The sequence below is a fragment of the Maridesulfovibrio ferrireducens genome, from assembly GCF_016342405.1.
Taxonomy (GTDB): domain Bacteria; phylum Desulfobacterota; class Desulfovibrionia; order Desulfovibrionales; family Desulfovibrionaceae; genus Maridesulfovibrio; species Maridesulfovibrio ferrireducens_A.
Genome location: NZ_JAEINN010000034.1, coordinates 1 through 13,830, shown reverse-complemented (window position 1 = coordinate 13,830; position 13,830 = coordinate 1). Strand labels below are relative to the sequence as shown.

6 protein-coding genes are annotated in these 13,830 nt (G+C 43.6%); 4 read left to right on the top strand and 2 right to left on the bottom strand.

Annotated elements, in window-relative coordinates:
- Positions 1 to 224 precede the first annotated feature (224 nt).
- From JEY82_RS18835 to JEY82_RS18820, 4 genes are read left to right on the top strand one after another with little or no spacing between them, the layout of a single operon-like run.
- Positions 225 to 2,339 carry an N-6 DNA methylase gene (locus JEY82_RS18835; protein WP_304088647.1) on the top strand — a complete coding sequence of 705 codons (2,115 nt, stop codon included), beginning with the start codon at positions 225 to 227 and terminating at the stop codon, positions 2,337 to 2,339.
- Entirely contained in the window at positions 2,336 to 3,547 is a 1,212-nt protein-coding gene (locus JEY82_RS18830) for a restriction endonuclease subunit S (protein ID WP_304088645.1), read from the top strand. The genes JEY82_RS18835 and JEY82_RS18830 overlap by 4 nt, the downstream gene beginning before the upstream one ends.
- On the top strand, positions 3,544 to 5,958 hold the full coding sequence (locus JEY82_RS18825) for an AAA family ATPase (RefSeq protein WP_304088642.1): 2,415 nt from the start codon (positions 3,544 to 3,546) through the stop codon (positions 5,956 to 5,958). The genes JEY82_RS18830 and JEY82_RS18825 overlap by 4 nt, the downstream gene beginning before the upstream one ends.
- A 28-nt stretch (positions 5,959 to 5,986) precedes the next feature.
- On the top strand, positions 5,987 to 9,232 hold the full coding sequence (locus JEY82_RS18820) for a type I restriction endonuclease subunit R (protein WP_304088639.1): 3,246 nt from the start codon (positions 5,987 to 5,989) through the stop codon (positions 9,230 to 9,232).
- A gap of 203 nt (positions 9,233 to 9,435) precedes the next feature.
- Here the strand turns inward: JEY82_RS18820 and JEY82_RS18815 are convergent, their stop codons facing one another.
- Positions 9,436 to 12,948, bottom strand: a complete 3,513-nt coding sequence (locus JEY82_RS18815; RefSeq protein WP_304088636.1) for an SNF2-related protein — start codon at positions 12,946 to 12,948, stop codon at positions 9,436 to 9,438.
- 2 nt (positions 12,949 to 12,950) lie between these two features.
- On the bottom strand, positions 12,951 to 13,802 hold the full coding sequence (locus JEY82_RS18810; protein ID WP_304088634.1) for an EH signature domain-containing protein: 852 nt from the start codon (positions 13,800 to 13,802) through the stop codon (positions 12,951 to 12,953).
- Positions 13,803 to 13,830 lie beyond the last annotated feature (28 nt).

The following is a 13,830-nucleotide window of genomic DNA, read 5'->3' as shown; positions in this document are numbered from 1 at the left end:
CACTCCTTTTAGGCTGAAGAGTGAGTATGCAGGATTTCAAAAATTATGAGTAGATGGAGCCTATGTGACGCTTACGATTTATGGTTAAGTATGGTGTTTCGTATCTCTCGGAAGAAATTGCTTATGCCCTGACCTATAGGAATGCGGCAGATAGAGGGCTTCTTTGTTAGATAAGGAAGGGTAGACAAATTGTTGAATCAACTTCGTGGAGAGATTAAATAGCTATGGCGCAACTTGAACATATAGAAGCTATCGAAAAGAGATTGTGGACCGCTGCTGATACCATGCGGGCCAATTCCAATTATGCCAGTAACGAATATTTCCTACCCGTCATGGGTCTCGTTTTTCTTCGGCATGCCTATAGCCGCTTTCTGGCCGTTAAGGATGATATTGTCGCCAATCTTCCTTCTCGCGGAGGCAAAACTCGTCCGCTGACCAAGGAAGATTTTTCACAGAAAAGCTCCATTTACCTCCAGTCCAAAGCTCAATTCGATAGCCTAGTTGCTCTCACGGATAGTGATGATCGTGCTAAGTCTATCATTGAAGCTATGGAGTCTATTGAATCTGACTATGACAGTTTGCGCGGTGTTTTGCCCAAAAATGAATATCAGGAACTGGACAACGAAGTGTTGGGGCAACTGCTTCGAACATTAAATCCTGATGAGCTGAAGCGGGTAAAGGGCGATGTCTTTGGTCGTATTTACGAATATTTCCTGACCCAGTTTGCAGACCAGAAAGCCCATGATGGTGGTGAATTTTTCACTCCTATATCCCTTGTGTCTTTGATAGCTAACATTCTTGAACCAAATCATGGCACGGTGATTGACCCTGCTTGTGGTTCCGGTGGTATGTTTGTGCAGGGTGCTAGATTTGTTGAGCAGCTTCATCAGAATCCTAATGAAAAGCTGACTTTTCGAGGGCTTGAAAAGAACGCCACTACAATCAGACTTGCTAAGATGAATCTGGCTGTACACGGTTTAGAAGGCGATATTCAGAAGGCCATTACCTATTACGAAGATCCACATGAACTGCTCGGCAAAGCTGAGTACGTAATGGCTAACCCTCCTTTTAATGTAGATGAGATCGATGCAGAAAAGGTCAAGACTGACCCTCGTCTTCCGTTCGGTTTGCCGGGTGTAAATAAGAAGGGCAAAGTCTCTAATGGTAACTACATTTGGATCAGCTATTTTTACAGCTATTTGAGTGAAACCGGACGTGCTGGATTTGTTATGTCCTCTCAGGCATCCAGTGCGGGCGGAGGCGAAGCCAAGGTGCGCCAGAAGCTTGTTGAGACCGGTGATGTAGATGCCATGGTCGCTATTCGTTCTAATTTTTTCTACACCCGTACCGTACCTTGTGAGTTATGGTTTCTGAATCGTAACAAGCCGGAGGAGCACAAAGACAAAGTGCTTATGATTGATGCAAGAAATGTCTATCGCAAGGTTACGCGTAAGATTTACGATTTCAGCCCTGAACAGCAGCAGAATCTTTTAGCTATTGTTTGGCTATACCGTGGGCAGGAAGAGAACTATCTTGATCTAGTTGCCGGGTATTGCCAACGAGTGCTTAGTGAAGGGGAAGGTTGTTTTACTGGCCACGGGGATAATGGCGAAGTTATAGAGCCTTTACCTTCTTTTGTGGCGGCTTTGGATACATTGCAGTCCGCAATGACTCCTTTTGTCAAAACTCTTGCCAATGACGCGGAACATGCGGCTCCTCTAAAAGAATATGAAACAGCTTTGGCTGCTTTCCATAAAGACGTGGATGGTTTTAAGGGGTCCATTATCGAACAGGTTGAAGCGTGGCAGGGGCAAGATGTCAGCAACGCTAAATTGAACGCAACCGTTGAAAGGCTTGCTCCTCTTGCAGATGCCAGTCGTGATTTGATCAAGCAGATCGACCTGCTCTACAAATTGGCTTGTAAACTTATCGAAACCTGCGAAGCCGAATGTGCCGCTCGAGATTGTGATAGCTGGGTTAATCGGGATATTATCCGTACTCGCAAAGCAGCAGATGAGGCACGCAAGGTCGCAGTGGATGAACTTAAGCTGGTTCGCTATTTCCACCGTCAAGCTTGCTGGATGACCGAGCGCTTTCCAGAAGCGAAGCTCCGCGATGTTGAAGGGTTGGTCAAATTAGTAGACCGATCCGAGATTGAAGCCAACGACTGGAGCTTGACTCCGGGACGTTATGTTGGTGTGGCACCGGAAGAGGTGGACGCGGATTTCGACTTTGAAGAAACCATGCGGGATATTCATGTGGAGTTGAATGACTTGAATGATGAGGCTGTTAAGCTTGCAGCGACTATTAAGAAGAATTTTGAGGGGTTGGGGATATGATTCTCAATAAATACTCTCTTGAACAAATTGCTACAATCAAGGGGGGAAAGCGTCTTCCTAAAGGACATAACCTCCAAGAGTATCCTACAAATTATCCATATATAAGAGCCAGAGACATATATGGTGGGAAGATTCATTTCAGTGAGCCTCGTTACCTTGCAGATGATACATACTCTATAATAAAAAACTACATTGTAAACACTGAAGATGTCGTAATAACTATCGTTGGAGCGAATATTGGGGATATTGGGTACATAACACCCGAATTTGATGGTGCAAATCTTACAGAAAATGCAGCTAAGATAACCATCAATAAGGATGTATGCGATCCAAACTTTCTCAAGTTTCTTCTTGTGGGGCAGAAGTCCACTTTTAACTATATAGCTTCAGGTGCAGCTCAAGGCAAGTTAGGGCTGTATAAAATAAAGGGTTTTGAAGTTGAACTACCTCCACTACAAGAACAAATAGGGATAGCTGACATCCTATCCGCCTACGACGACCTCATCGAAAACAACCGCCGCCGCATCCAGTTACTCGAAGAATCGGCACGGCTACTCTACAGGGAATGGTTCGTGCGGCTTCGCTTTCCGGGGCACGAGCATGTTAAGGTTGTGGATGGTGTGCCGGAGGGATGGCGCAGGGTTGCCGTTCCGGAAGTCATATCCATTAAACCCAAGGAGAAGGCAGAAAAGGGAGAGAGTATTAGATCCATTCCCATGTCATGTCTGTCTGAAGTCGGAATGACAATTGATCGCTCAGGAATTGAGGTGCGAGAGAAATCCACATCGGTAAAATTTCGTAATGGAGATGTGCTATTCGCTCGCATTACTCCGTGCCTTGAAAATGGGAAGACTGGCTATGTTGATATGCTTGAAGAGGGGGAACTAGCTTGCGGGTCAACAGAATTTATTGTGTTGCGCGGTAGAGATGTTAGCTCGTATTATACATATTGCCTCTCACGGACATACGATTTTAGAGAAAATGCAATCAAAAGTATGATTGGTTCCTCTGGAAGGCAACGGGTTCAGGAATCATGCTTCAGTGAATACATGGTCTATGTGCCACCGAGACATATCCTGTCCTTTTTCGATGACAATGTAGGGACAATCTTTAACCAGATAAAGAGGCTTTCAGATCAAAGCTATTCATTGTGCCAAGCCCGAGACATCCTCCTCCCCCGACTAATGAATGGAGAAATTGCCGTATGATCAAGAGTTTTAAATCCATTGGTAACTTTGGAATTTTCAACAGCTTTGACTGGCGCACGGAAGTCCGTGGTAATGGCGGTAGCGTACAGAATTTCCAAGATATTAATATCATCTACGGCAGAAATTATTCCGGCAAAACGACTCTTTCGCGAATCATACGTGCAATGGAGACAGGAGCCTTATCAGACAAATTTGAGCTCCCCGCTTTTAGTGTGGCCTTTAGTGATGGAGGTTTGGCAACAGAAACTTCTTTAGTGGGGCATGGAAAAATAGTTAGGGTTTTCAACGATGATTTCGTCCGTGACAATCTACGCTTCATTACCAACCCGGACGACAACATCGAGCCATTTGCCATCCTTGGTGACGACAACAATAAAATCGAAAAGGAAATATCAGCAATCGAAGCAGAGCTTGGTTCAAAGGAAGAAGGGAAGGAGACATGTCTGTATGCCCAGAAAGATGCAGCTAAAGCTGAAGAAGGCGAAGCGTTTGATGTACATGAGGCGGCATTTGATAGCCTTAATGTTCAGTTAAAAAGCAAGGCTACTGACAAAAAGATTGGCATCAAGTACAAACCTGAACGTTTCGGTGATCAAAACTATAACATTCAAAAGCTCCATGCTGACATTAAAATAGTCTTAAGCTCTAACTATCGTACACCAACCGACGAGCAACTTGCGAAGCTCGAGAAGTTGATTTCTGAAAATAAGCTCCGAACAATCTCTCCATTTCAACCTCCAGAGCTTAATTTTGAAAAACTGACTACTGAAACCGAGAGCCTTGTAGCCAAGAAAATCAGTGAGTCGGACAAGATTGAAGAACTGGTGAAGGATGCTGTCTTGAATCGCTGGGTGAATGACGGCCGAACCCACCATAAGGGCAAGCGGGACAAATGCGCGTTTTGTGACAATCCTATCTCGGAGGATCGCTGGAAGGAGCTGGATAAGCATTTTGATGAAGAGTCGGCGCTTCTTGAAAAGAATATTGATGCGCTAATCGATAAGATTGAAGAAGAGAAGAACACAGCAAGCGCTGCCTTATCCCTCGATAAATTCCGTTTCTACTCCAAATTCCACAACCAGTTTGATGAATTGACTAGAACGCTAAAAGAGGCCGTTGGCAAGTACGAAATTTCCCTGGGAAAACTAGTCACTCAGCTAAAGGCAAGAAAAGAAGACATTCTGAACCAGAACTCATTTGAAAAGCCGGATGATGCCTCTGCCGATTTGCTGACCGCGTGGAGTACGTATGAATCGATCCGCACCGAATCCGATATATTTACTACCTCTTTGAGTTCTGAACAGGCGAGCGCTAAAGAAACTCTACGATTAAAAGAAGTTTCAGACTACCTAATCACAATCGGGTATCAAGAACAGTTGTCTTCAATTGAAGAACTCAAGAAAAAGTGTGTTAAAGCTGCGAAAAATAATGAGCAAGTCAATAATATTGTTCTAACGAAAGAGAAACTGATTGCCTTAAAGAAACGTGAACTGAACGACGAAGAAAAAGGCGCAAAGAAAGTTAATGAATACCTAAACAATTTCTTTGGCCATCGATTTATCACGCTGGAGTCTAAAAAGGATGTTCTCGCTGAAGATGAATCAAAGCAAATTTGCTTTGAAGTCATTAGGGACGGCAAAAAAGCTTACCATTTAAGCGAAGGCGAATGCAGTCTGCTAGCATTCTGCTATTTCCTTGCAAAACTCGATGATATCGACACCCGAGATTCAAAACCGATCATTTGGATTGACGATCCTATCTCATCTCTCGATGGGAATCACATCTTTTTTGTATACAGCTTGCTGAACGCAGAGATCGTTTCCGCAGGAAAGTTTCAGCAATTATTTATATCAACGCACAACCTTAATTTTTTGAAGTATTTGAATCAATTGGGACATAAAGTTTTGGGACAAGATGGAAATTATATTAGCTACCCGAAGAACTCTTTTGTGGTTGCCCGACAGGACAAGACCTCCACGATTGGGGTTATGCCGAAGTACCTAACGGATTATGCTACTGAATTTAACTATCTTTTCCATCAGATATACAAATGTGCTCAAATTGAAACGGTTGACGATACAAACTACGTCATATTTTGTAATTTTGGAAACAACTCTAGAAAATTCTTCGAGATTTACCTCTATTACAAATATCCTGATCAGGGAATGAACCCCAAAACGCTCTGTTCATTTTTTGGAGAAGCGAAAATTCCCGCCGTTTTAACCGACAGAATAAACAATGAATATTCACACCTGTGCGGGATTTTTGAGCGAGGTTTAATGCCGGTAGAAGTTCCTGAGATGCAAACGGCTGCAAAACAAATTATTGAAAGACTCAAAGAAGATGGCGAGCAATATTCCTCATTGCTGAAAAGCATAGGTATAGTTGACACTGTGGAGACACAACCATGAGAGAATCTCGCCGAGGAGGAGTCCTAAGGTGACGCCAAGTTTCTACAATGAAGACACCCTAGTTCAACAGACAACAGCTGAATACCTGGAGAACCAACTCGGTTGGGATTCCGTGTATGCTTATCATGCTGAGACATACGGCCCTGAAGGAACCTTGGGGCGAGATTCTGACGAAGATGTAGTGCTTAAGCGATACTTACGCGAGGGGCTGGTAAAACTTAACCCGGGCTTGCCTGATTCAGCTTATGACGATGCAGTGCGTGAGGTTGTCACTGTCGTAGCCAGTCAGACCATGTTGGCGGCTAATCGGGATAAATACCAACTTATACGGGACGGGGTACAAGTTACATTTCATAATGCTGATGGGGATCGGGTGCGGGAGCGCTTGCGTATCCTCGATTTTGCCGAACCTACGAATAACCATTTTCTCTGTGTGCGTGAACTTTGGGTAAAAGGAGATTTGTACCGTCGTCGAGCGGATATCGTAGGGTTTGTGAATGGGATTCCTTTACTCTTCATGGAGCTGAAGAATGTAAGTAAGAACATTCGAGCTGCCTACGAACAAAATTTCATGGATTACAAGGATACCGTTCCGCACTTGTTTCATCATAACGCCATAGTGGTTCTGGCTAATGGCGTGGACGCTAAGCTCGGTTCTCTTTCAAGTAAGTTTGAGCACTTCAACGACTGGAAGCGTTTAGAGGAAGATGAGTCTGGCGTTGTTGATATGGAAACCTTGCTCAAAGGTGTATGCGATAAGCACAACTTCATTGATCTGGTTGAAAATTTCATTCTCTTCGATGACTCCGCAGGTGAACCTAAAAAGATTCTGGCACGAAATCACCAACTGCTTGGAGTTAATCGGGCAATTGAGGCTGTGCGGGGCAGAAAGGACCGCTTGGGTAAACTTGGCGTGTTTTGGCATACGCAGGGAGCAGGAAAGAGCTATTCCATCGTATTTTTCACTCGGAAAGTTCATCGCAAGCTGGGTGGTAATTTCACGTTCGTTATTCTTACAGATAGAGATGATCTCGATACTCAGCTTTACAATACTTTTGCTGGTTGCGGCGTGGTGAACAATGACAAAGATCCATGCCGTGCATCAAGTGGACACCACCTTTGCAATTTGCTTGCACAGCACAAGTCGTATGTATTTTCTTTGATTCAGAAGTTCAACCAAGAAGTGGACCCTGATGAGGGATACACCACTAGAGATGATGTCATCGTCATAACAGATGAGGCACACCGGACACAGTATGGAACGTTGGCATTGAACCTCCGCAACGCTCTTCCAAATGCGAGCTATATGGGATTCACGGGAACGCCTCTCTTTTCCAGTGATGAGATTACCCGTCGCGTGTTCGGAGGTTATATCTCGACATACGATTTTCAGCGAGCCGTGGAAGATAAGGCTACAGTTCCACTCTATTATGATGCTCGAGGTGAAAAGCTTGGATTGGCTGTCGGAGATCTTAACGAACGAATTGCCGAGAAGCTTGAAGAATTCGAGACTGATGATATTGACGTTGAGCTGCGGCTAGAAAAAGAGCTGAAGCGCGACTACCATATCATTACAGCTGAAAAACGGCTCGACCAGATTGCACGGGATTTTGTTGTCCATTATTCACGGGCATGGGAAACTGGAAAGGTGATGCTGGTCTGTATCGATAAAGTTACCTGTGTTCGTATGCACGGATTGATCTTCAAGCACTGGAATAAACGTATCGCAGAGCTTGAAGTTGAATTGAGGTCTGCTGCAGATGAGCAAGACGAAATGTATCGACATAGGCAGATTCAATGGATGAAAGAAACTGTCGCTGCAGTGGTGGTTAGTGAAGAGCAGGGGGAGGTGGACAAGTTTAAGAAATGGAAACTGGACATCAAACCTCATCGCCGACTAATCAAGGAAGGTATCGATTTACCTGAGCACATGCGGGACAAACCAAAATTTAGGAACTTGCAGAGGATGGGGCTGGAGGATGCCTTCAAAGAAGAAGAGCATCCATTCCGTATTGCTATCGTATGCGCTATGTGGCTAACGGGTTTTGACGTTCCCAGCCTTTCAACTCTGTACTTAGATAAGCCCCTCAAGGCTCATACCTTGATGCAGGCTATAGCCAGGGCAAACAGGATAAGCGAAGGGAAGAACAACGGTCTTATAGTGGACTATTGCGGTATCCTGAAAAACCTTCGCAAAGCGTTGGCTACCTTTGCTGGGCCAATAGGTCCCGATGGGGGGCAAGGTGGAGGACAAGATCCAGCTAAGCCGGAAGAAGAGCTTCTTGTGGAACTGTCCGAAGCGATTGCTTTCGTACGTGCGTTTTTGCTGAAGAGTAATGCATCATTAGATGACATTATCAACAAGACTGGATTCGAGCGGAATGCCGCTATTCTTGCTGCTAAAGAGTCAGCTAATGAGAACGACCAAACTCGCAAAAGGTTTGAAGTTATGTGTCGGGAGGTCTTCAAGAAGTTTAAAGCCTGTATCAATGTTCAAGGGGTAAATCACCACCGGGCCGACTACGATGCAATTAATGTGGTGTATAAAAGCCTGCAAAAAGATAGAGACCGCGCTGACATTTCCGATATCATTCGTCAACTCCATGAAGTTGTGGACGGGGCTATTGAAACCGATTCCACACAGGCCGGACATGAGAGTGAACCTTACGACATCAGCAAAATAGATTTTGATAAGCTCAGAAAAGAGTTTGAGGCAAGCCCGAGAAAGCGCACTACTGTTCAGAGCCTAAAGGATGCCATAGAGCAGAGGGTAAGCCGTCTCCTTATGCAAAATCCCTTACGTACTGATTTTCAGCAGCATTACGAGGGTATTGTCGCTGAGTATAACCGGGAAAAAGATCGCGTATCCATCGAAAAAACCTTCGAGGCCCTGATTAACTTTGTAGAAACCCTTAGCGAGGAAGAAGCTCGGGCGGTTCGTGAAGGGCTCACAGAGGAATCCTTGGCTATATTTGATCTCCTGAAGAAAGATGCCCTTAGTCGTACCGATCTAAAACAAATCAAAGCTGTGTCTGTTGACTTGCTGGAGAAGTTGAAGTCTGAAAAGCTTAAAATAGACAACTGGCGAGAGAAAGAAGCTACTCGTGATGCCGTCAGGACAGCTATTAAAGACTTTCTTTGGGATGACCAGACTGGGCTTCCTGTCGATTCATACGACGAGAACGAAGTTGTCGAAAAGGCTGAATACGTCTTTACCCATGTTTTCAGGGTATACCCTACAATACCGTCGCCTTATTTCGGATCAGCTGTTTAGATGGGCCGTGGAGCGAATATTTGGATGTATTCGTTTGTGGAAATGCTTCACGCTGTATTGTGATAATGATTATAGTTAGGCCTCTCCCTATAGTGGAGATCTGTACTTGATTGTTTAGCTGAGTGCGTTCCCAAAAGGTATGTGCTGTTAAATAGTTTTAAGTATTTTGAGTGTAATAAGAAATGGTTTAGCTGCGAATGATCCTACCCCGGAAACCTCTTCGAATTCAATAAACCATAAACACGTTCATAAGTGATCGTATTTTGGTCAAGAAATTTAATAATATCCTTACCACTCAGTATTTCAACTCCACACTCTTTTCCAGAGTCTTTAACCTTCTTGTCAATTTTAGAGGAGCTTGTGGTGACAATCAACTTATCAATTTTCCTACCTAAAAGTTTTTCATATTTAGGCACTGCACCGTATACCTCGCGAACAGCTTTTTCTGATCTGAATGTTGCTTCAGAGCTATATTTACTTTGAATTAGAATCACTTGTTTGCTGGATATAATAATTGAATCAGCCCCCCAATCGTTTGGATGAGCTGTCAAGGTCGGTTCACCTCCGTATTTTGCAGCAAGGACTAGGGCAGATAACGATTCAAAAGACTCCCAAGACATGTCTTTAAAAATATCAGCCCCTTGTATTCTTTGAGCTGAAGAAGGAGTACGCGTGTCCACTAATACGTCCCCCAAATCCTCAGGAGCAGCTTCAACAGGGGTAATAACAGCATCTTTTATGTCCAGCTTTCTATTGAGCAATCGGTTAAGGTGCACGTCAAAACTGTCTATCTCGGGATGGGTAAGAATAGGTATGTGGACATGAACATCCTTTTGTTGGCCTATACGATAAACTCTGTCAGTGGCCTGAGCTTCTTTTGCTGGATTCCAATGCCGTTCAAGATGAATGACATTGTTAGCCCCCACAACGGTTAATCCCACCCCTGCTGCAATAGGGGACATGATTAGGATGTTGAATCCTTCTTTGGCTTCGAATTCACGGATGATGCCCATGCGAGTTTTGTTGTCTGCTTTTTTTGATGACGTTTTGGTTGTGCCGTTAATTACATTTACGTTTAATCCATAAATTGCCCCCAAAGCCATGGAGATATATGCCTGTAACCGATGGCGTAGTACAAATATAATGACTTTTTCGTTCTTACTTTTGATTTCAGCAAGAATATTGAGTACAATTTTTAATTTCCCAGATTCTTCAAAATGAGTTTTGACAGATTCATGATCACAAGGAGGCATAGGTTGACCGCTGTTAAGCAGAGCCGGATGTAATGACACATCTCTAAGAGAATGAAGTGCTTTTAGCACAGATGGACCGCGAGGCTCATCAGTATCACGAATATTTGCAGAGCCTAGTACGGCCTCATACAACTTGCGCTGCTGGCCAAACATTTCCACCTCAGGATAGTGTACATGTTTTTCTGGAATTCCTTCTAGTTCGTCTTCTTTAGTGCGGCGAAGCATGAGCTTTCCAACCATATCTCGTAAATCTTTACCTACTTTTACCCGGACCTCATCAGCCTTTTCAGGGGGGGCGCTACGTATGGGGGTAACGTATTTTTTCCTGAAATCTTGATAGTTCTTTAAAATTCCAGGACAAGCTGTATCAAAAAGACACCAAAAGTCAGCCAGACTATTCTCAACTGGCGTTCCGGTAGCTGGAACCATCATGTCGGCCTTTAGACCCTTTGCTGCGCGAGTTTGCAGTGTATTGGGGTTTTTAATATTTTGCGCTTCATCAAAAATAACGAATCCCCAATCCACACGACATAAAGAAAACTGATATTCCCTAAGTACTTGGTAGGTAGCCAAAACCAAACGGTTAGGCTGATCAAGGCGGTCTGGCCCCCAGGAGGGCCCCACTTTGAGTGCATACCTCAATGCATCAAGCCCTGAAGCAATGTCCTCATCTCGTTGCTTGACCTCATTTCCCTTACGAGCTCGAAATCGGGGAAGATCCTCTTGGGATTGTAGGAGAATTACATCATCGAAAGGCTGCGGATCGTAGGTAGCAGTAAGTTCATCTTTCCAGTTTTGAAGCAAGCTAAGCGGGGCTACGACCAGGCAGGGCTTGGGAGCCTGTCCGTGTTCTCGCTGAATGTCTGCATATTCGATAGCTGCAGCTAATGACATAAACGTCTTACCAAGCCCCATATCATCAGCTAGCAATCCTCCCACAAAATCTGTTTCCCAATTCATTTTCCCGTTATTAGTAGCAAGTCCCAATAGCCAACGAATGCCTTTTTCCTGATAATCAAATGGAGTGCGCTTACAGTTGGTAAGACGAAGTGGGGGCGCATAGTAATAATCTCTTCCGGCACTCAACTTATTATCAAGCTCATGCTCTTCGTCTTCACGAATGATATCAACGGTTGAACGAGATAGGTTTTCGTCAATATTATCAGGCAGATCTCCTGAGGGAGTATCAAAATCAGGTGTCTGACGTAATTTTTGTTTGGCTTCATCGATATATTTCTCGTCGTCTTGGTCATCTCCCAGAATAATTTCCTGATCTGTACCATTTATATTAACTGTAATACTTCTTTTGCCGTCAGCTCTGGCTGCTTTTATGAGCTTTTCAGCTTCATCGACTTCGGCTTCAGTTTTTACTATATCGACTAGTCCATGAAGCAAAATTGCTGGCGGACGTGAAAGTCCAGAACATCCGGTCCAATCTGTTTCACTAGAATCAGTTTCCCCGAAATATGCGGGTTCAAATTCAACAACCCCCTTTACGCGGAGAGAAAAACCGAGATCAAAATCAATTTTGCTTGCATCAAGAAAAGCTCCTGGAGACTCAAGGAACTGACGGACCTGATTAGCGGGGATAGTTCGATTCGATAAAATTTCTTCTACAGCGTCAATCTGTTCTCCATTGAGCACAACCAAAGTATTGTTAACCCGCATAATCCCCTTGCCATTTTCCAACTGAGATAGCCTTTTTTCTATATCTTCAGGTGAACATATTTCATGACTATTAGTTTTTACCTCTGATATGGCTCCATTCATAACAAGTTTGTCTTCTTTAACATCGCGAAAAGAAGGAAGTAATTCAAGTGAACCGTCATCAAGCTGGTTTGCAGAAAAGGTAATTCCATCCGGTGTATTAACAACCAAATCTTCAAAGTGAGAAAGATTAACAGCGGCCCCCATACTTTCAGCTTTTTGTAGAGCTTTAACCGCTAGTAGGTTTACCTGTTCATTCTTATCGTCAGGTGAAAGTAAGCTATGTTGTTCAATTGTATTTAATAGCAGCCACTGTGCCTGATCTGGAAGATATGTTTCTTGCTCTGAGATGCTAAACATTGGCCCATTACGATAAAAATGGCGAACAACATCTCCTGATGGCAATACCAGTCCTGCATTCAGGAAAAAATCAGCTTGCGTGGAGAGTCCGTTGAACTCAATTCTGAATTCGCCAGGCCAAGCTTCCGGAAGACCTAGTAGCAGACGATCTGAGTGACTTAACCTTACAACATCTTCACTGACTAAATCGAAACCATTTTCTAGCTCAGCAGCTAAACTTTGTTCAGTCATTATTCTCAAGGTTACAAACTGCAATTGCAATATTTGTGAAGCTTTCCCATTTCGGCATACCTGCATCTGATCAGTTTTAAAACTAATACCATAAGGGTGGGCTTCAATTTCAAAGCCAGAATCATCTTTTGCTGCAGCCAGTAGTGATTTTATTTTATTAAGCATAATTAGAGTGAGTATTTAGAATTTTTAATAAAGTCATTATGGTCTAATCTCGTCAGAACATTGCCAGGGTTTACATGAACTCCATACTTTTTCATGGCCATGAGAGCTTTATGCTGCCATGTAAGATTTGGGTAATGCCTTATATAATCATTTGGAAGCATGCTTGTTTTTTTAACTCGCAATTCATCATGTGCTACTAATAATCTTCGATTAAGGTCATCTTTTGAAAACCAGTCATGTTCGTAGGACATGACGTTGGAGCTCGGTGGCAAGTCGTCCATCATTATGAGTGGAAAGCTATGGGTTCCTTCAATCATATGAAGATTTCCAAGGTTAAGATAGATAATAGCCTTATCAGAATCACTCTGCTTGGCGTAATGCGGAAGAGATTTGTCATTATAGCTGCGTTTGAGGAATGAGACAGCTTCGCCTCCAAGAAAGAGTCTCGAATTTACAACCATTTTCAGGTCAAATAACCCTTCAAGAAATTTCTTACGAGCTGGGAACATGCGTTTTATGTCATCCTTTCCCGAACTCTCTGCATAATCCTCTAGAACGTCTAGGAATACCTTGAGATCAAGACTGGACAGCTGATTACGTATCCAGTCTGTTCTCTGCGGGCCCATCACAGACCACCATTTTCTGAATGATGAATTGCCTGTAGGAACTCGCGGATCTTGCGCAATAGACAGAACTACTTCAAGCCAATTTTCAGGCAGTCGTTCGCCACCCTTCATACCCTTGTCGATAAGAATTTGAAGGACTTGATGTCCCAGCATATTCCCATCGTCAAAGGGAGCTTCATAGTAACCGTCCAGACGGCTGCATCTTCCATTAATTTTCTCATATGACATACTTCCTCCCATTCAAGGAGGATGAATA

Bases quoted from the DNA above. Each gene is read 5' to 3' on its own strand.
- JEY82_RS18835 (WP_304088647.1), top strand. From the start codon at position 225: ATGGCGCAACTTGAACATATAGAAGCTATCGAAAAGAGATTGTGGACC.
- JEY82_RS18830 (WP_304088645.1), top strand. From the start codon at position 2,336: ATGATTCTCAATAAATACTCTCTTGAACAAATTGCTACAATCAAGGGG.
- JEY82_RS18825 (WP_304088642.1), top strand. From the start codon at position 3,544: ATGATCAAGAGTTTTAAATCCATTGGTAACTTTGGAATTTTCAACAGC.
- JEY82_RS18815 (WP_304088636.1), bottom strand. From the start codon at position 12,948: ATGCTTAATAAAATAAAATCACTACTGGCTGCAGCAAAAGATGATTCT.
- JEY82_RS18810 (WP_304088634.1), bottom strand. From the start codon at position 13,802: ATGTCATATGAGAAAATTAATGGAAGATGCAGCCGTCTGGACGGTTAC.